Origin of the sequence: Sneathiella sp. (genome assembly GCF_047631475.1) — a bacterium.
Classification (GTDB): domain Bacteria; phylum Pseudomonadota; class Alphaproteobacteria; order Sneathiellales; family Sneathiellaceae; genus Sneathiella.
Map to the genome: position 1 here is coordinate 1 of NZ_JBLHZT010000018.1, position 18827 is coordinate 18827.

Here is an 18827-nt window from a genome sequence, read left to right on the forward strand (position 1 = left end):
GTCAAGAGCACGGATAGAACCGTCTTCTTTAACAGTGCCGCTACCAACAGCGATGACTTCACCTTCCATTGGTTTTTCCTGAGCGCTATCCACGAGGATAATACCACCAGAGGTTTTCTCTTCGCTTTCTAAGCGCTTGATCAGCACACGGTCGTGCAGTGGACGAAATGACATAAAAGCCTCTCCCTAAATTTTGAGGTCAAATCAATTTTCAGCTTTGTTTTAGCACTCACCATTGGAGAGTGCTAACAAATTACCTACCCGATTTATGCAATGGATGCCGGAGAGTCAAGGGATGGGGTAAAAAAACCCGGGAAATTTTTCTCAAACGACTATTTGAGCCGCCTATTTCCTTGGCCTTCAAACATTTTTACAGTAGATAATACCAGCTCGTTTGAAGTCCAAACCATGAGGCCCTGTTATAGGGCCCTTAACAAACAGTGTAAATCGAAAGATAGTCCTGTGACCACATCACTTCTTAATCAGCTTAGCGCCCTCGTGGGCGACGTTTTTTCTGCGCAAGGCCTGGAGGCTTCGCTTGGTCGGGTCGTTATTTCTCAGCGCCGGGAACTTGGTCAATTCCAATGCAACGGGGCACTGGCGGCCGCGAAAGCTGCAAAGAAGAACCCGCGGGACATTGCACAAGGGATTGTGGCTGGCCTTGAAGAAACAGGACATTTTTCTGACTTATCTCTGGCAGGCCCAGGCTTCATCAATATGCGCCTGACAGACGAATATCTGTCCCGCCATTTTGCAGCACTGTCCTCAGACCCCTATTTTGGTGCCCGGGCAGACCATACACCTGAAAAAGTTATTCTGGATTTTGGCGGCCCCAATGTGGCCAAAGCCATGCATGTGGGTCATCTGCGTGCAACCATCATCGGTGAAAGCCTGCGTCGTCTGCGTGTTTTCCTTGGCGATTCTGTTGTTAGTGACGTTCATTTCGGGGACTGGGGCCTTCCAATGGGCTTGCTGATCAAGGAAATCGAGCGGGCAAAACCGGACCTTCCGTATTTTGACGCCGACAATAAAGGCCCGTTTCCAGAAACGTCACCGGTCACAGTCGACGAATTGCAGGAACTTTACCCCGCGGCCTCCAGCCGTAGTAAAGAGGATCCTGCATTTTTGGAAGCGGCGCGCGCCGCGACTTATGAATTGCAACAGGGGCATGCAGGATACCGGGCTCTTTGGCAACATATGCTGAATGTCTCCGTAGCTGAGACCAAGATCGACTTTGATTTGCTGGGCGCGTATTTTTCTGAATGGAAAGGCGAAGCGGACACCAACGAACATATCCCTGCCATGCTGGAACGACTGAAGAACCAGGGGCTGTCCGAAGTTTCGGATGGCGCCGTCGTTGTCCGTATCGACGAAGACAACGACAAAAAGGACATGCCCCCGCTTATTCTGCAAAAGTCAGATGGGGCTGTCATGTATGGCACAACCGATCTTGCAACCATTGAAATGCGGGAAGCGGATCATCAGCCGAACACAATTCTGTATGTTGTGGACGCCCGACAAAGTCTTCATTTCGAGCAGGTCTTTCGGGCCGCCCGCAAATGCAAGAGTGTCAACGAAAACGCCCATCTTGAGCATGTCGGTTTTGGGACGGTAAATGGGAAAGACGGCAAACCGCTAAAAACCCGCGATGGCGGCGTTGTTCGGTTGCGCAATCTGATTGAAGACGCCATTGCAGAAGCCCGCAAGGTGGTCGTGGATGCCGGTATGGGCGACAAATTTGATGCTGCAACCCTGGATGACATTGCAACCAAAGTTGGTATCGCCGCAATCAAGTTTGCGGACCTGTCGAACCAGCGAATGTCCAACTATGTCTTCGATCTGGAACGCTTTACAAAATTTGAAGGGAAAACGGGCCCTTACCAGATGTACGCTGCGGTTCGGATCAAATCGATGCTGCGTAAAGCCACAGAACAGGGCCTTAATCCGGGCGATCTCAAAATCACAGCGGATGCAGAGCGCAATCTTATTCTCGCTCTGTCTCAACTACCGGAAGCCACAGAAGCAGCGGCCGAGAAGAATGCCCCGCACATTCTTTGTGATCATGTTTATACGCTGACCCAGGAATTCAACAGCTTCTATCATGACTGTCATGTGCTGGGAGAAGAAGACCCGACCGTTCGGGCATCTCGCCTGACCCTTTGCTCGATCACGTTGCAGCAGATCGAAGCCGTTTTATCTCTTCTGGGAATTGATGTACCGGAACGGATGTAACCGTGATCCGCTGCTTGTCCTAAGACCATCTTCGTCGCACACAAAAAAGGCCTGGCGACTTTTCGCACAGGCCTTTTTTAAACTTCATGACTATCCGGGAGACCTGAAGACCTTAATAGGCTAAGGCACAACCGTCTTTACGGGGTTCAGATGCTGCGGACAAAACACCGGATGCTGAATTCATTGCGATCATTTGACCGCCCCCCATAGCGATTTCTGGGATCTTAATCTCATATCCCATATCCGAAAGTTCCGCCAAAACGGTCTCCTCGACGGTTTCTTCGATCTCCAACACCCCTTCGTTATAAAATGCTCTGGGGCAATCGATTGCTTCCTGCACATCCATTCCGAAATCATACAGATTCGACAGAACATGCGCGTGGCCAACCGGCTGATACGCACCGCCCATAACGCCATAACACAAGCTTGGGACACCTTTTGTTGTTACCATTCCGGGAATGATCGTATGCAACGGCCGTTTGCCCGGCGCAACACAGTTCGGATGATTTTTATCCACAACAAAGCCGGCACCTCTGTTTTGGAAAATCACACCCGTTTCAGCGCACGCAATACCGGATCCGAATGGATGGAACAGCGAGTTAATAAAAGAAACGGCCGTCCCGTCCTTATCCACCACACTCAAATAAACAGTGTCTTTATGCTTATCAAAAGCGCCAGCCCCACCCGGATCACCGGCTTTTCCAACCTCGATAAAACCGCAGAGATGGTCCGTGAACTCTTCCGATAACAGCATCTCGACAGGAACCTCAGCATGTGCCGGGTCGGCCACATATATATCCCGCGCCAGATAGGCTAGACGTGCGGCCTCCGCCTGCAAATGAAGTCGCTTGGATCCAACGGGATCAAGATCTGCCACATCATACCGTTTCAGGATATTCAGCATAATCAGCGCCGTTATTCCCTGTCCGCTTGGCGGAATCTGCCAGACTGTATTGCCCTGAAATTCTGTATTGATCAGATCCACATAATCGGCAGAAGTTTTACCAAAATCATCAACCGTGTGCTGCGCCCCCGCCGCATTCAGACAGGCGACCATTTTTTCAGCAATCGCCCCGTCATAAAAGGCCGAACGTCCCTGCTTGGCGATCGCCTTCAGGGTTTTGGCAAGTTCAGGCAAATGCCATTTAGTGCCCGCATTCGGGGCTTTTCCATTTTTCAGATAGAGTGACGCTGCCGCTTTATTAGCTGTCAGTTTGTCTGCCGCGCTTTGCCAGTCATAGGCTGTCCGTTGGGTTACAATGAAACCGTTCTCGGCACAATCAATGGCAGGTGCCAACAGATCGGCGAAATCCATTGACCCGTATTGCTCATGCAACCGGGTCCAGGCGTCAATCGCCCCCGGCACCGTCACAGCGTGAGGACTGGTCAGTGTAATTTCATCAATGCCCTGCCCAAGAAGTAAATCGGCATCAAGACCGGCTGGCGCTTTACCTGAACCATTCAGCCCTTCAATTTTTCCAGAACCCTTCGGTGCAATCAATGCAAAACAATCACCCCCAATGCCGGTTTGCATTGGGTCAACCACGCATTGCACCGCACAGGCGGCGATCGCCGCATCCATGGCATTACCGCCTGCCTTCAGAATAGACAGGCCGACCTGTGATGCATGCTGGCTGGAAGATGCGATTGCACCATTTAGTCCGTATGTTACGGAGCGTCCGGGATAAGAAAAATTTCGCACGGGTACCTACCTTGAACAATGTTTTTTCAAACAATAATCCAGTTAGACTGATTGTTCCAATTAAGAATTAAAATTTTTCCAGAATTAGCAGGAACACCCAATGCAATCCTACCAGACCCGTACAATCACATATTTGGTAAACGCGTCATCCACATTCATTTGACTGGCGGCCCGCCATGCACCCAGCGCCTCTTCATGGCTTTCGTAAAAGCCTTTCACATCCATTTTTGAAGGATCGATAAAATCACGCCCTCTGGTGTCGGTCACTTTTCCACCGAAAACAACAAAAAGCTCTTTTTTCGAAACGTTCGCTGACGGCAATTCAGTCATTTCTAATGCTCGCTATAAAATAAATTTGTCCCTGACCGTGGCTCGTTCAAAGCCCTCTGCAAAGTAAAATTAGATATAAAGGTTTCTTCTGAAATTTTGATTAATGCTCTTAACCCTATGCCGTAGCGTTTGCAAGGCCCTTTAAGCGCTGCCTATTCCTTCGCTGCAAAGGCCCCAAAACTCAGAACACCAACAGACAGCAAGATATGATACACATTCAAAGATTGCATCTGTGCCAAAGACGAAATCCAGTGGCTGGCAAGACCGGCCCCCGCAAACGCGACAACGCCAAGAACCAGAAAGACACCAGATCCGGGCCGCATGAACATGCGATATAACGCGCACAAGCCAAGAATACCGACCAGCGCGTACTGACCTTCTTTTGGTAAAGCCCATTTATCAAACAACAGAATGCCGATCAGCACACAAACCGAGATCAAAACGATCCACCAGCCGGCGGCATGAAACTGTCTGGCGAACACACCCCCCAAGGCGGCAAGGGCAAAACAGGCCAAGCCGATCGACCCCGCGAAGGCAGACAATTCAGTGTGATAAGATTTAAAGCCTGCGATCCCACCGTAAACCAACGCACCAAGGCCTGCGGCTGCGCCAATAAGAACCACCCCGACCGCCCAAAAAAGGTTCATCGGGAAATAGGTGCGGCGCATCAGGAACAGAGCAACCAAGGATGAAAGAACGAGAACAAGCTCGAATATGACCAATGTATTCATGGTTCATACATACCCAGAAGAAACAACAATGTCCAACATCTCCGTTTGCAACATTCAAGCACCCCAAGAATGGCCTTCGAACTCATGAAATGAAGCAGCCATCACATGTTGTACAATAGACCTTATTGGCAAAAGGTATTAAACTGCAAACAATACAGGGATGAAGGAACGGCAGTATAGGCCGAACGTTCCGAAGCGGGAGCAAAAAAATTTCAGTTGATCAACAAAAACGCCGCAGTCGGGTGACCATTGCCTCTGCTCTGGCCATGAGTTTTGGCCCCCTCATTTGTATTGCAATTTTAGCAGTTCTTGGTGTCAGCCTGATTACAGGCCTCACCAACACGCGTGACCTTTTGTTGGAAAAAGTAACCGCTGAAATGTCCGCGGTTCGATCCAACCTGACCAATCTCCTGGATCCGGTAGAATTACAGGTGCGCTATTTGTCTGATCTGATTTACAGCGGCCAGATCAATATTCACGAGGAAAAAAGCTTTGATGAAGCCTTGCTGGCCGGATTGGCCGGGAGCCGGAAAATCAAGGGCCTGATCTTTGTTTACCCAAATTTTAAAGTAAAAATTGCAGACAGAAGCACGCGTAAAGTCACAAACTTTAACAAAGCCAATGACCCGGTTGCCAACGCAACGATGAACGAAATGTCCCACGACACCGTCGGGTCATGGGCAAAACTGATTTTTACACCGGAAACAAGAGAAACAGTTCTGAGCTTCAGACAGCCAATCGTCAAGGAAGGTGTCTTTATTGGTGTTCTGATCGCGGCTATTCCCGTGTCTTCTGTGAATGACATCGTGAAAACAGATGGCCTTGCCCTCGACGAGGATCGTTTTATTCTTTACGGGCGCGATCATGTACTGACGCAAAAGAACCTGAGCTATGATACGACGATGCTTGTAACGGAAGGCACTGTGCCCCGGTTAGACGAAATTGCCGATCCTATTCTGTCGTCCATATGGACCGCGCCCCGCACCCCGTTTCGCCTGTTTGGGGATAAGCTGGATTTTGAAGGCCATTTCACAAATCTGAACGGCGAACGCTATCAATTCTTTTATGCAACCTTGGAGGGCTATACGGATCGCCCACTGATCATTGGCTATCGCGTCAAATATGAAGAAGCCACCCGCGAAATCAGGCGTCTCGCTTATGCCGGAATGGTGGGTCTGGCGATCCTGATAATTGGTATCATTATTTCGGTCGTTATCGGCCGTAAAATATCGCAGCCGATCCGCGCCCTTTCCCACGCTTCCAGAAAAATATCTGACCTAGATTTTCGCAACGTGAAAACCCTGCCATCCAGTCGATTGAAAGAGCTGGACGAGGCTAGCGAGGCCTATAACACAATGTTACGGGGCTTAAGCTGGTTTGAAAACTACGTACCCAAGAGTTTAGTGCGTAAATTGATGGAAACTGGTGATGCCCATTCGGAAAGTCGCTCCGTTACCGTAATGTTCACTGATATTGTCAGCTTCACCCCCCTTGCGGAAAGAATGAGCTCTGAAGAAGTCGCCGACATGCTCAATCATCATTTCGAGCTGGTAACCCGCTGCATCGAAGACGAAGGCGGGACGGTGGACAAGTTTATCGGGGATGCTGTCATGGCATTTTGGGGCGCCCCCGAAAATCAGACTGACCACGCGGCAAGAGCCTGCAGGGCGGCCAAGGCAATTCGTGAAGCCATTATGGCGGACAACAAAATACGCCTGGGAAAAGGCCTCGACCCCATCCGGATGCGTATTGGTATTCACTCCGGGACACTCGTTGTCGGAAATATTGGCTCATCAGGCCGGATAAACTATACCGTAGTGGGGGATACCGTAAATATTTCCCAGCGTATCGAACAGCTCGGCAAAACCCTTTGTAGTGATGACGGTCAGGAAGTGACGATCCTGTTGTCAGAAACGACAATGAACCAAAGCAATGATTGCCTGGCGCTCGAAAGCGTAGGCAGTCATCCGATGAAAGGGCGTAATCAAAGCATTGTTTTGTATAAGGCTTCGTAATCTGTCGGGCTGAAAAAATCAGCCCGGCTGATAATACGGGTTTGTCCCGCCGGCATGATCCGTTACATCCAGAACTTCTTCAATGCTGGGGATCAGACTCTTGATCTCGGTGGCAACACCCTGTTTCAGTGTAACGTCAGCCATCCCGCAGCCCTGACATCCGCCTTCCAGGCGGACATAAGCTTTGCTGTCCTGAACATCCACCAGCGTGATATGACCACCATGGGCCGCAATAGACGGATTGATTTTAGCCTGCAAAAGTTCCCGAATGGCTTTGCCTTCATCAGTCTGCAAACCGGGGCGCGGAAGCGCTTCACGGTGATCCAGGATCGCCTGGATTTCCGGCACATAATGTTTCAGCATGTTTGTGATACCGTTCAACATGCCAAATGCGGATCCCTGCAGCTTCAAATACAGATTGCCGTCTTTGTAGCTGTGAAATTCAACGTCGCCTCCGGATTGGGTTACCGCTGGAACAATCCGGGTGGCCAGCAGATCTTTTACCTGTGTGATAATTTCTACATCGAACTCACCGGCAGGCTCTGAGGTAATCAGGGCTTCTTTTCCACTTTGATAGTGAGCAACAATCGCTGAAAAAATTTCGGTCCGGCACTGATCCCAGTCCGCAGCCTCTGTTTTTGTCAGCACAATACTGTCCGGTTGCAGCTCAACACCCTCAATACCATCAACCGTATAAAGGCGTTCTGCAAGAGGGGAGCGCTCGGCGGCTTCCTCTCGGGACACACGCACGGGTCCTGATTGGGACACTGCTTCTCCGGGGAAAAATACCATTTCAGCCAATGTATCACCGGCTTTTGTCTGTATAAACATTGCTTCTTCTCTATTTTCTTTACACGCGTTAGGGTACCACAAACACGCCCTGAATTTGTGGTGTCTACCTAATATATAATGCCAAATAATAAAAAAGGAGAGAAGAATGGCAGAATTTGTGACTACGGTACGTTCAGAAACTGATCGAGGAGCCGTCTACACGGTTACAATCGACAATCAAAAAAAGCTCAATACGCTGAATTCTGACATTCTAGCCGCTCTCAAATCGAGTTTTGAAGATTTGAAAACCAAGGAAGATCTGGCCGTTGTTATTTTAACGGGCGCGGGGGAGAAATCCTTTATCGGCGGAGCCAACATTTATGAAATGGCAACCCTCAACCCTGATACGGCCCGAACTTTTATAACAAACCTCCATCATGTTTGTTCCGCCATCCGCGATATTCCCGCCCCTGTTATCGCCCGCATCAATGGACTTTGCCTTGGGGCGGGTATGGAGATCGCAGCGATTTGCGACCTTGTGGTTGCCATCGACAGTGCTGAATTTGCCATGCCCGAAGTACGGGTCGGCATCCCTTCTGTCATTGAAGCGGCCGTTCTACCGCAAATTCTGGGCGCAAGCCTGGCCCGCGATCTTGTGATGACGGCCCGCCCGATGTTTGCCAAAGAAGCCCATCGTGCGGGTCTTGTTCACAGACTTGCAACCCCGGAAAATCTCGACGAGGTAACACAGACTGTTGTGGACGATCTGCTCGCCGGAGGGCGCAACGCGCTGCGCCTTCAAAAAGCTCTGTGCAACGCGTGGGAAAATCTGCCAACCGACAAAGCAATCCAGCTCGGGATCGATCATTTTTCCGATGCCTATACCGGGCCCGAACCGCAGGAAATGATGAACGCGTTTATCAATCGAAAACGATAAACAGGTTCCTGTCGTCTTCTTTCCTTGCACCTTCGAGGGGAGAATTAACCAAAATCCTGTTTTTTGGTACGCTTTTCGGAAAATTTTTGGTACTACTTTATCCCCATAGGGTAATTTTCTTATCCTGTGGGGGGATTTTAAGCGCAATGTTTGGTTTTCTGTACAGTGCTTTAGCGGGTAAGCACCATACGCCATTATCTGATGAAAAAATTGCAAACCTGCTTTCAAGTCAAGGACATAGTCCTTTGCTGGGTCGGTATCGGGCAACTGTCATTTTGTCTCGGATCCGGATCATTGCTCTCGTCGCAGCCGCCCTTTATATCGGCGGTATTGCCATCGACGGAACGGCCTTCGATGGGGACCATTTTGAACTGCTTGTCATTTTTCGCGTAACTGGGGCCCTCCTTCTTATCGCTTTGGTCTTCGCCATCCGAAAAAGCGAAACAATGGCTTCTGCCTATCGGGCCCTCGCCCTGTTTTTCTCGATAAACCTGGTATTCCAGGCGCTAAGTCAGCCACTTATCCTGCCCCAATATATAGCGTCAATCGATAGCCTGCCAACCGCAGGTTATGCACTCTTTCCTTTCTTAGTTATCTGCTGCCTTGCAATCTTTCCGCTAACTGCCAAAGAAGGCTTTATGGCGGCTCTTCTTTGTTTTTTGGGGGAGTTGATTGCGATCAGCTTGATGCCCAATCAGGTGAACCCTGCCCCAGGGCTGGGCGTATTGGCGTCTTTGATCATTGCAAGCGCCATCTGTGCGTTTTCTGCAATCAGCCAGTTGGCCTATATGGTATCCCTGATAGAGCAGGCGTCCGTTGATGTTCTGACCCATTGTTTTAGCCGCAACAGCGGTGAAGAAATTCTGGAGGTCCAATTCAGGATCGCCCGGCGCCAAAAAACGCCGTTATCAGTGATTTTCATGGATCTGGATGACTTTAAAGAAGTAAATGATCATCACGGCCATGATGCAGGCGACAGAGTTCTTTCTGCCGCATCCGCCGCCCTACGACGAAACTTACGGGATTCTGATATTCTTATTCGGTGGGGCGGTGAAGAATTCCTGATGCTGCTTCCCCATACGGATGCAAAAGGGGCAACCAACGCGATCCGACGCATGCGCACCAACGGGCTTGGAACCCGACCCGATGGCCGCAAACTAACGGCCAGTATTGGTATCGCGGAATTGCAGGAATCAGAAGCGGAAACCTGGATGGATCTTGTCGATCTGGCGGATGAGCAGATGTATTGTGCGAAAACCAGTGGAAAAAATGACTATTCTGTTTACCAGCCCCGTAAGAAAGTGGCCCTCGCCTGAGAGACTTCGTAAATGTTATTAAAGCTCCTGCTGTTGGCGTTCATCGCCCTGTTTATCGGCCGCATTCTTTTTGCCAAGAAGTTGAAAGAAATGGGAAAAGCGGCTGACCGTACACTCAATCTTTGCATTATTGCGATTGCGATCTATCTGGCTTTACAGGCAGTGCTTTTTTATACCTTTTAAAATACCTCTACTATTCAGGCACAACTTCATCGGTTTTTTTGAAACCTGTCCCGGCAGCAGGCTTGACAAAAATCTGTGTATTTTATATCCATCTCACTCGTGGTGATTTGTGCCGACCGGCTTGCGGCCACGTTAAATGAACGCTAAAAGGTCGGGGCTCGTAGGAACCCTGACTGATGGTCGGGGTTTTTTTATGCCTCGAGGATCTGACTAAATGACAAAAGATACGCCCAAAAAACCTCAGCTGGGGGTTGCAACCAAACTGGTTCATGGTGGAACCAACCGTTCTCAATTCAAGGAAACATCAGAAGCCATCTTTATGAATTCCGGCTTCGTATACGATAGCGCCGAAGAGGCCGCGGGACGTTTCAAAGGCGAGAATGAAGGCTTCATTTATTCCCGGTACGCCAATCCAACTGTCAATATGTTTGAAGAGCGGATCTGCATTTTAGAAGGGGCTGAAGCCGCAAGAAGCACATCAAGCGGTATGGCTGCCGTCAATGGCGCCTTGATGAGTTTCCTGAAAACAGGCGATCATGTGGTGGCGCCCAAAGCCATGTTTGGGTCCTGCATTTATATCATTGAGCAAATTCTGCCCCGCTTTGGTATTCATTACACCTTGGTTGACGGTACTGATATTGATCAATGGCGTAACGCGATCACCAGCAAGACGGCAGCGCTATTTTTGGAAACACCCTCCAATCCAACGTTGGAAATCGTCGATATTGCGGCCGTATCCGAGCTTGCCAAAAAAGTCGGTGCCAAGGTTATTGTGGATAATGTTTTTGCGACACCAGTTTTCCAGAAACCGCTCACCTTAGGGGCCGATATCGTTGTCTATTCTGCAACCAAACATATTGACGGACAGGGACGGGCGCTTGGCGGCGCTATTCTTGGAAGCGAAGAATTTGTTGAAGAGACATTGGCACCGTATTTGAAACATACGGGCCCTGCCCTCAGTCCGTTTAATGCCTGGAACCTTTTAAAAGGGATGGAAACACTGGACTTAAGGGTCAATAAGGCCACCGACAATGCGGAAGCCGTCGCCGATTTCCTAGCCGGTCAGGACACTATAAAAATGGTCCGTTATCCGGGTCAGGAAGGCCATCCCCAGCGGGCGCTGGCCAAACAACAAATGAAACGGGGAAGTACCCTTGTCAGCTTTGAGCTTAAAGGCGGACAGGAAGAAGCCTTCGCGTTTCTCAACCGCTTAAACATTATTGAAATCAGCAATAATCTGGGCGACTCCAAAAGTTTGATCACCCATCCAACAACGACAACCCATTCCAGTGTTTCAGATGAGTTGAAACAACAGTTGGGCATCACGGAAAGCCTTGTGCGCCTGTCCGTCGGGTTGGAGGATGCAAATGATCTTATTCAGGACTTGGAAGCCGCACTCGCCTGATCAGGTGCTATCGGAAAGGTCGGAAATCCGACCTTTTCCCGCCACATTTTTTCATATCCCCACCTGATTTATGCCAAACATTACACCAAATTCTTTTTTATTCTTTTCCTAATAAAGGAGAAAGAACATGAAGAATATCCGCCACACCAATACTGTTTTGGTTCTCAGCATAACGCTTTCCGGCCTGCTAGCCGCATGCGGCACCGGCCCCGGTCCCTATAACGCGCTGAAAGAGAGCGACAGCTATCCGGGGTCCTTTTCAAAGGCGCTGGCTCAGGAATATCAAGCCTTTGCCCAGTCTGAAATCGAACAATATGACTGGCCCGATCAGTACTATATTGCGCAAAAAGGCCTTAAGGCGGTGTCAGGCACCCAGCCGCTACCAGAGAACCTGGAAAACTGGCGCTTATCAGAGGATGATAAAGCGTTTATGATCCGGTACCGGAATGATCTTGTCCACTGGCTGAATACCGACGCCCGAACAAAAGCTCCTCTCCGTTCAGCACGGGCGCAGGCGCGATTTGACTGCTGGGTTGAACAAAAAGAAGAAAACTGGCAAACCGCTGACATAAAAGCCTGCCAAAATGACTTGCAGCGAGCCTTGCCCAAAATCTCTAAAGTTCACTTTGCGTTCGACAGTAGTCTGCTCAACCAAAAATCACGCACGGCCCTTGAAGCAGTTGCCAGTGACTGGCGCAAAAATCCTGGTGATCTCATTATTCTACAGGGTCACACGGACCAGATGGGCAGTGTGCCATACAACTACAAACTGTCTCGAAAACGCGTTATTGCGGTAAAGAAGCAGCTTGTCAAAGCTGGCATTCCCGAGCAGCGTATTCAGATGGAAATTTGGGGGAAATCACGTCCACGGCAAGAAGAAGGCCGTCGCCTCAACAATGAAATGAACCGTCGGGTTGAAATTCTGAAACTTTAGGATCCGCTGGCTTTTTTTGACCCTTTTGTTTTTTCCGTGTAGGTATGATCCATAGCACTGTTAGACCCGTATTAATTCCATGATCGGGTTGTTTGGGAAAGGATGGTTTCATGAACTGGGAAACTGCCTATAAAAAAACAACTAAAAATATCGAGGTATCGGTTCAGCCCATTTTTCTGAGTGATCGCTCCGAACCGGAAGATGAACTATTCGTGTGGGCTTACAAAGTGCATATTCAAAATAACAGCGATCAACAGGTAACACTGCGTCAACGCTGCTGGCACATTACGGACGCTTATGGAAACACCGAAGTGGTTCGTGGGGAAGGCGTAATCGGGGAACAACCCGTACTGGAACCCGGCCAGTCTTTTGAATATACAAGTGGGACACCTCTTTCAACACCATCTGGTATCATGGTAGGTACTTATGATATGGAGGTTGAAGGCGGGGGCTGGATTTCGGTGGAAATCCCGGCCTTTTCACTGGACAGCCCTCACGAGTCGTCACGGCTCAATTAATGTTGTTAATTTCAACATCCTAACTTGATGGAATAGTATGGAAAAGAATATCCCGGCCCTCGTTGGCACCGACAACAAGCCAACAAAAGAAGAAGCAGAAGAAGCGGTCAGAACCCTTATTCGGTGGGCTGGCGATGACCCGAAACGTGAAGGTTTGCTTGGCACCCCGGACCGGGTAACGCGGTCTTATCTTGAATTCTTTGCCGGCTATGAAGAAGACCCGGCCGCTTATCTGGAACGCACCTTTGAAGAGGTCGCCGGATATGATGAAATGATCATCCTCAAAGACATTCGTATGGAAAGCTATTGCGAGCATCATATGGTGCCCATCATTGGTGTCGCCCATGTTGCCTATATGCCTGACAACCGCGTTGTTGGTATTTCCAAGCTGGCTCGGGTCGTGGATGCCTTTTCAAAACGCCTGCAAATACAGGAAAAGCTCACCCAGCAGATCGCTGACACCATTGATAAGGCGCTAAAACCAAAAGGGGTCGCGGTTATCATCGAAAGTGCCCATCAATGCATGACCACGCGCGGCGTTCATAAAGACGGCGTGACCATGATCACCAGTTCCATGCTGGGTTCTTTCCGAAAATCAGACATTACGCGCAAGGAATTGCTGGCGTTTATTGACCGACGGTAATGTGCCGCTGAACCGGAAATCAAACTTCGGCCGGCTGGTTCTTTTTGCCCGTTACGAAGTTTGACATCCGCCTGAAATCGTCTTGAATAACCAGCAAGGCGGGCACAAGAAACAAAACCAGAAATGTTGCGATCATTAACCCAAAGACCAGTGTAATGGCCATTGGGATCAAAAACTGCGCCTGCAGGCTTGTTTCAAACAACAGCGGTGTCAAACCGCCAATTGTTGTAAGAGACGTCAGCAGAACAGCCCGAAGCCTGTCGCAGGTACCATCAATTACCGCCGCCCGATATTTTTCTCCCCGGCTCAGACGTTCATCGACCACACTCACCAGAATAATCGAATTATTCACTAGGATCCCGGAAAGACCCAGCAAGGCAATCAACGACAGGATCGTCAGATTGTAGCCAAGCAGGTAATGCCCGGCAATCGCCCCAACAACACCAAAGGGGATGATCGACATCACCACAACAGGCCGCCAATAGGACGCGAAGACCCAAGCGAGGATCAGATAGATAGCGGTCAGGCCGATCATGGCGCCCAACCGCATATCTGCAAGGGTTTCGGCCTGTTCTTCTGATTTACCAGCAAACCGGTATTTCAATCCATATTTTTGAGCTATAGCAGTCAGGCCATCTTTTGGCAGGACAGCCAACACCTCGTCAGAGGAGGTTGTATCTTCATCAATTTCAGCTGTAATTGCCACTTCTCTGACACCATTTTCCCGTTTAATACGGGCGTATCCCTGTTCGGTATAGGTCGTGACAACTTCAGACAGGGGCACTTCAGAACCATCAGCGCTGCGCAGGTAGAAATTCTGCAATGCGTCCGCTGCAACCTGTTCGCGAGGATACTGAACACGGACCGTTACTTCTTCTTCACCGCGGGCAAATTTGCGGGCGACCACCCCTTCAAAAGCAGCGCGAACCTGAAGGGATATGTCTTCGGTCGTAAAGCCCAAAGACCGTCCCTGGGGTGTCAATTTCAAAATGACTTCCTGTTTACCGTTCGGCAAATCGTCTTCAATATCCGACACGCCCTGATATCGTTTCAGCAGTTCTTTGACCTCCAGCGCGGCGGTCTTGAGATCGTTCGTATTTGTGCCTTTCAGACGTATATCCAGTTCACGGCCGGGAGGACCGCCAATACGTTCAGTCAGTGCAATCCGTTCAAGGCCTGCAGCTGGAACAATCTCGGCGCGCCAGGCGTCGATAAATTCAGCTGTGCGCACACTTCGCTGGTCTGCAGGAACAAGTTCGATCTGCATCCCGGCCCGATGATCTCCGGAAACAGAGGTGAACTGGCTACCGACGCTTATTCCAATTTTTGCAAAGGAAGATACGATCAGGCCGCCTTTTCCGTCCGTCAGATCCTGTTCAACCTTCAGTAACGCACGGTTCATTTCCGAAATCATATCTTCCGTCGCATCCCGCTGTACACCCGGCGAGAACACGATATTGGCGTTCACCACATCCGCCTCAGGTGACGGGAAAAAATTAAACCCGATGCGGCCCCCTGCCAGAAGGCCAAATGCAACGAAGAGCAACGCGACAGCCATTGCAAGTGTCGCATAACGCCAACTGACAACGGTACTAACGGTTCTTCGAAACAGGTGGGTCTGGAAATAGGTGAATTTCGTATCAAACCAGATCCGGGCTCGACTGTCGGCTCCTTTATGGCGCAGCGCGCCCCGCATATGCCCCGGCAAGACGAAAAAGCATTCGATCAAGCTGGCGGCAAGGACAGCGACAACGACCGCAGGGATGGCTGAAATAATCTGACCAATGACATCTCCGATCATGAAAATAGGCAGAAAAGCTGCAATCGTCGTTAAGCTGGATGCAAATACAGGCGCCAACATTCGAAGCGCCCCTTTTTCCGCTGCTTCCAGCGGCCGCAACCCCTGCGCCTTCAGATAACTGCTATGCTCGCCCACCACGATCGCATCATCCACGATAATGCCCAAACTCATGATAATGGCGAACAGGCTGATCATATTGATGGACTGGCCAGTAAATAACATCACGCCTGCCGTCGCGAGGATGGCAACCGGAATACCAACAGCAACCCACAGGGCAACCCGGATATTCAGGAAAATAAACAAGACCACCAGAACCAGCGCCAGCCCCCCCAGACCGTTATTCAGCAACAGGCGGATCCTGTCTTCAATAAGGTTCGCCTGCACATCATATTGAGTAATGGTGAGTTGTTCGGGCCATCTCTTTCGTTCGGTCTCGATATACTCGCTCACGATTTTGGATGCATCTAACGCATCTGTCGACTGGGAGCGCTGAATAAAAATCTCAACAGCCTGCTGACCATTCAGCAAGCCAGTTTTCCCCGTTTCAGAAAACGCGTCCGTCAGGACCGCAATATCCCGCAAATATACAGTTTGTCCGCTGGGGGTCGCCTTGATCTCAAGCTGCCCCATAGATGGCGCATCATTCTTTTGCTCAAGGGATCGTAACTGGCGTTCATACTGCCCGCCCATCGTTCCAAGCGGAACATCTTTTGAATTATTGCGGATAACCGTCGCGATATCGCTTAGGGTAAGATCATACCGGCGCAGCGCCCGGTCATCGACCGTCACCCAAATTTCCTCATCTCGGGCGCCAAAAAGGCTGATTTTGTCAATCCCCCGATCCAGCAAATCGTCCCTGATCGTTTTGGCAATCGCTTTTAACGACGCTTCAGAATAGGGTCCGGAAACGGACAGCCGGGAAATCGGATCATAGATCACAATTCTTTTCGTAACGGGCGTTTCAATGGTTTCAGGAAAAGTCGTTATCTGCGAGACGCCCTGCTCAACGTCAGAAAGGGCCTCCTGCATATCGGTGCCCGCTTCGAACTCGACAACAACTGTACTATTCCCTTCAACCGAGAAGGACTGAACTTTCTTCACCCCATTGAGAAAACGCACTTCGGGCAACAGGGCCGTTGTAATATTGGTATCAACGTCTTCTGCGCTTGCCCCGGGCCATGCAATCGAAACACTGACGATTTCAGTCCCAAAATCAGGAAAAAACTGGGTGTTTAATCGCATCAGGGAAAAGCCGCCGACGACGATCATCATGATCATCAACAGATTTGCAGCGTTCTTGTGCTTTACAAAAAGCGAGACGAGGCGCGCGAGGTCCATTAGCGCACCTCGACCTTGAGGCCCGGGCCAATTTCCGCAAAGCGTGTTGTAATCAACTGTTCACCGTCTTTCAGGTCCCCAGTGACCAGAAGGGTCGCACCATTATTGTAGACAATCTCGACGGTGCGCTCTTCAATTCGTCCGTCAACAATCACATATACTTTTTTGCCCTCATAGACGGCATGCTCAGGTAACTGAAGGGCGTTTGGATATTTTTCACCGCTTAAGATCACATCAACGAAGGCGCCGGGGCGCACCTTATTGGTTCCGCCATTTGGTTGCAATACAGCATATAACTGAAGTCCGCCGGTGCTCGCGCTGATCTCTGATCCGATGCGGGCGATCCGGCCGTCAAACAAATGATCTTTGTCACCCGCAACCCATTTTACAGTGACAGGCCGTCCGATCACGCCTTCTTTTGACGCCTGCAAAAGACCAAATTGCCGGTCGGACAAATGAAACTGGGCTTCAAGACTACTTGCATCAATTAGCCGCGCAACTTTATCGCGCGCGTCCACGCGCTTGCCAAGTTCCACCTCGATCTGGTCCACATATCCCCTGAAAGGTGCGCGAAGTTCTGTGTTCTTCAAATCCCGCTCGGCCCTTTTGATACCGATTTCCAGACGGGCCAGCACCGCTTTCTGCTGGCCGATGCGGGCCCGCTGGATATCCAGCTGGGCCGCCCTCTGTTCAACTGTCTGGCGTTGGCGACTAAGGGCGTTCTTGGCGTCGTCCAATGATTTAACCGAAATATTCCCCTTTTTTCTAAGGGCCTCAGATCGTTCAAGGTTTCGAAGTTCCAGCGCCAAAATCTCTTTATCACGAACAAGAGATGCCTTCTCTGAACGCTCCACCGCCTGCAATTCCTCCAGTCGGGATCGCGCTTCGAGGGCACTCGCTTTTTTTTCGGCTAGACTGGCATCATATTCGAATGGATCGATTTCGATCAAAAGATCCCCTTTTTCAAGGATCGACCCTTCTTTCAATTTATCACTCACGCGGATAATTTCACCTGCAACAAGCGAGCGCAATTCTACTTCGCGCGACGCCATCAATGTTCCAAACAGCGAAATACGAGGCGCCAGAGTTTCCCGTTTTACGGTTTTAACGGCAACATTCCAGACACGTTCTTTCACCGGAACTGGCTTTTCTTCAACTTTCGTATGTTTTAGATACGAATACGCACCGAAGCCGACTGCCAAAATCAAGACAGGAAGAACGATTTTAAACTTGCCACTTAGCATCTACAGGCCCTCTTGTGCAGTCATGGGCGGGAGTCCCAACATCCGAAACACCATATCAACGGTTTCTCGTTTCAAAATCGCGATTTCCGGTTCTTTAAACCCCTCCCAGCCCAACCGGTGGGAAAGCAGAGGTTCGTTCAAAGAATATTGAAGGCACAAACTGATCAGGGAATGACTGACCAGTTTGACAGACACACTGTCTTCAGGTTCCTTTTTTATCACAGAGACCAGGCGTCCAGCCAGATCATGCATAATGTCGATATGACCGGACATGACCTTTTCAAAACATGGTCCAACGCTTTGGATTTCACGCAGCATCAAACGCATCTTCCATCTTGGGTTCAGATTGGATGTGATCGCATCGATCAGCAGACAGACAAATGTTTTTAGTATTTGGCGTTGCAGGTCGGGATTATCCTTGGCCGCGGCGAGACCCGCATCCAAAAAATTCTTAAAGCCGTTCCGCACTGGGGCCAAATCGTTAATCAGATTGGAACAAACAGCGTCATACAGGCCTTCTTTACTACCAAAATGATAGGAAATCGCAGATAGATTAACCGACGCGGCCCGCGCAAGTTCGCGTGTTGAAACGGCGTCAAAGGGACGATCCGCAAATAACGGACCAGCCATTTCGATCAGGCGGGCAGCGGCCGGTTGTTTTTTTGTTGCTTGCATAATTAGGTCAATCGTTTGATCTATTTCAACATACATATAAAGGGCCCACTAA

Annotated in this window: 17 protein-coding genes and 1 riboswitch; of the genes, 9 read left to right on the plus strand and 8 right to left on the minus strand. The window is 49.8% G+C overall.

All coding sequences use genetic code 11. The features are described 5' to 3' along the window. A partial coding sequence (locus ACJAYR_RS09195) for a co-chaperone GroES (protein ID WP_415236391.1) occupies positions 1-174 on the minus strand: 174 nt, incomplete at its 3' end. A 288-nt stretch (positions 175-462) separates the two neighbouring features. Here ACJAYR_RS09195 and argS point away from each other — a divergent pair. Continuing rightward, positions 463-2232 carry an arginine--tRNA ligase gene (argS, locus tag ACJAYR_RS09200; protein ID WP_415236332.1) on the plus strand — a complete coding sequence of 590 codons (1770 nt, stop codon included), beginning with the start codon at positions 463-465 and terminating at the stop codon, positions 2230-2232. Positions 2233-2344: 112 nt separating this feature from the next. On the opposite strand, the gene ggt is transcribed toward argS, so the two are convergent. From ggt to ACJAYR_RS09215, 3 genes are all read right to left on the minus strand, one after another. Continuing rightward, complete coding sequence (gene ggt, locus ACJAYR_RS09205) at positions 2345-3934, minus strand: gamma-glutamyltransferase (RefSeq protein ID WP_415236333.1); 1590 nt, start codon at positions 3932-3934, stop codon at positions 2345-2347. A 108-nt stretch (positions 3935-4042) separates the two neighbouring features. Then, complete coding sequence (locus ACJAYR_RS09210; protein WP_169543408.1) at positions 4043-4264, minus strand: DUF4170 domain-containing protein; 222 nt, start codon at positions 4262-4264, stop codon at positions 4043-4045. Between the two features lie 152 nt (positions 4265-4416). Further along, on the minus strand, positions 4417-4995 hold the full coding sequence (locus ACJAYR_RS09215) for a hypothetical protein (RefSeq protein WP_415236334.1): 579 nt from the start codon (positions 4993-4995) through the stop codon (positions 4417-4419). Positions 4996-5237: 242 nt separating this feature from the next. Between ACJAYR_RS09215 and ACJAYR_RS09220 the strand changes: the two genes are divergently transcribed. Beyond that, the gene (locus ACJAYR_RS09220) at positions 5238-7010 is read left to right on the plus strand and encodes an adenylate/guanylate cyclase domain-containing protein (protein WP_415236335.1); all 1773 of its coding nucleotides are present in this window, start codon (positions 5238-5240) and stop codon (positions 7008-7010) included. Positions 7011-7028: 18 nt separating this feature from the next. On the opposite strand, the gene ACJAYR_RS09225 is transcribed toward ACJAYR_RS09220, so the two are convergent. After that, entirely contained in the window at positions 7029-7841 is an 813-nt protein-coding gene (locus ACJAYR_RS09225) for a NifU family protein (RefSeq protein ID WP_415236336.1), read from the minus strand. A 106-nt stretch (positions 7842-7947) separates the two neighbouring features. Here ACJAYR_RS09225 and ACJAYR_RS09230 point away from each other — a divergent pair, with 106 nt between their 5' ends. From ACJAYR_RS09230 to folE, 7 genes are all read left to right on the plus strand, one after another. Beyond that, the gene (locus ACJAYR_RS09230) at positions 7948-8718 is read left to right on the plus strand and encodes an enoyl-CoA hydratase (RefSeq protein WP_415236337.1); all 771 of its coding nucleotides are present in this window, start codon (positions 7948-7950) and stop codon (positions 8716-8718) included. Positions 8719-8864: 146 nt separating this feature from the next. Then, a complete protein-coding gene (locus tag ACJAYR_RS09235) occupies positions 8865-10034 on the plus strand; it encodes a diguanylate cyclase (RefSeq protein ID WP_415236338.1) in 1170 nt (389 codons plus the stop codon). Between the two features lie 12 nt (positions 10035-10046). Continuing rightward, the gene (locus ACJAYR_RS09240; protein ID WP_169543414.1) at positions 10047-10217 is read left to right on the plus strand and encodes a hypothetical protein; all 171 of its coding nucleotides are present in this window, start codon (positions 10047-10049) and stop codon (positions 10215-10217) included. An 89-nt stretch (positions 10218-10306) separates the two neighbouring features. Next, positions 10307-10384, plus strand: a riboswitch (SAM riboswitch). A 47-nt stretch (positions 10385-10431) separates the two neighbouring features. Next, complete coding sequence (gene metZ / locus ACJAYR_RS09245; protein WP_169543415.1) at positions 10432-11622, plus strand: O-succinylhomoserine sulfhydrylase; 1191 nt, start codon at positions 10432-10434, stop codon at positions 11620-11622. Positions 11623-11749: 127 nt separating this feature from the next. Beyond that, the gene (locus tag ACJAYR_RS09250) at positions 11750-12556 is read left to right on the plus strand and encodes an OmpA family protein (protein WP_415236339.1); all 807 of its coding nucleotides are present in this window, start codon (positions 11750-11752) and stop codon (positions 12554-12556) included. A 110-nt stretch (positions 12557-12666) separates the two neighbouring features. Beyond that, positions 12667-13074 (plus strand): Co2+/Mg2+ efflux protein ApaG, encoded by a 408-nt coding sequence (gene apaG / locus ACJAYR_RS09255; protein WP_415236340.1) that lies wholly within the window; start codon positions 12667-12669, stop codon positions 13072-13074. 37 nt (positions 13075-13111) lie between these two features. Beyond that, positions 13112-13717: a GTP cyclohydrolase I FolE gene (gene folE / locus ACJAYR_RS09260; RefSeq protein WP_415236341.1), complete on the plus strand. Its 606-nt coding sequence runs from the start codon at positions 13112-13114 to the stop codon at positions 13715-13717. A gap of 19 nt (positions 13718-13736) precedes the next feature. Here the strand turns inward: folE and ACJAYR_RS09265 are convergent, their stop codons facing one another. Genes ACJAYR_RS09265 through ACJAYR_RS09275 form a run of 3 tightly spaced genes read right to left on the minus strand, consistent with a single transcriptional unit; the run spans position 13737 to position 18775 of the window. Further along, positions 13737-16856 carry an efflux RND transporter permease subunit gene (locus ACJAYR_RS09265; RefSeq protein ID WP_415236342.1) on the minus strand — a complete coding sequence of 1040 codons (3120 nt, stop codon included), beginning with the start codon at positions 16854-16856 and terminating at the stop codon, positions 13737-13739. Next, positions 16856-18100 carry an efflux RND transporter periplasmic adaptor subunit gene (locus ACJAYR_RS09270; RefSeq protein WP_415236343.1) on the minus strand — a complete coding sequence of 415 codons (1245 nt, stop codon included), beginning with the start codon at positions 18098-18100 and terminating at the stop codon, positions 16856-16858. The genes ACJAYR_RS09265 and ACJAYR_RS09270 overlap by 1 nt, the downstream gene beginning before the upstream one ends. Then, a complete protein-coding gene (locus ACJAYR_RS09275; RefSeq protein WP_415236344.1) occupies positions 18101-18775 on the minus strand; it encodes a CerR family C-terminal domain-containing protein in 675 nt (224 codons plus the stop codon). Positions 18776-18827: the final 52 nt, after the last annotated feature.